Raw genomic sequence first — 413 nt, 5'->3', positions numbered from 1 at the left:
CTACACGCGGCTGTCGCCCACGCGCTTCCGGTACGAGAGCCGGGGCGGCAGCTTCGTCGCCGAGCTGGAGACGGATGAGCTGGGCCTGGTGACGCGCTACCCGCCCGCATGGGAGCGCGTCGCCGTCACGTCGCGCTGAGGCGCCTGGGTTCTAGCCCTGCGTCGACGGCTGGACGGAGGAGTGCGTCGGAATCGGTGCGTCCCGGGCCCGGAGCCGTGTGCACGGGCCGTGGCTTTCACCCCTCGCCCCCGGCCCTTACGATGGGGCCGTGAGGTGCATCACTTGAACACCCAGGGCCCTCCGCCCGGTGCGAATGTCCTGCTGAGTTTGTCGAAGTTCCGCCTCGGCCGGATGCTGCTGTGGATCGCCGCGGTGTGGCTCGGGCTGATGGCGCTCGTTCCGGGCCCCGGGC

Annotated in this window: 1 protein-coding gene; it reads left to right on the top strand. The window is 71.4% G+C overall.

Annotation, left to right across the window (positions count from 1 at the left end):
* Positions 1 to 10: 10 nt before the first annotated feature.
* The gene (locus D7Y04_RS43050) at positions 11 to 139 is read left to right on the top strand and encodes a putative glycolipid-binding domain-containing protein (protein ID WP_233601873.1); all 129 of its coding nucleotides are present in this window, start codon (positions 11 to 13) and stop codon (positions 137 to 139) included.
* The last annotated feature ends 274 nt before the right edge of the window (positions 140 to 413 follow it).

It is taken from the genome of Corallococcus sp. AB038B (assembly GCF_003668955.1).
Taxonomy (GTDB): Bacteria; Myxococcota; Myxococcia; order Myxococcales; family Myxococcaceae; genus Corallococcus; species Corallococcus exiguus.
This window is presented reverse-complemented; position numbering and strand designations above follow the sequence as displayed.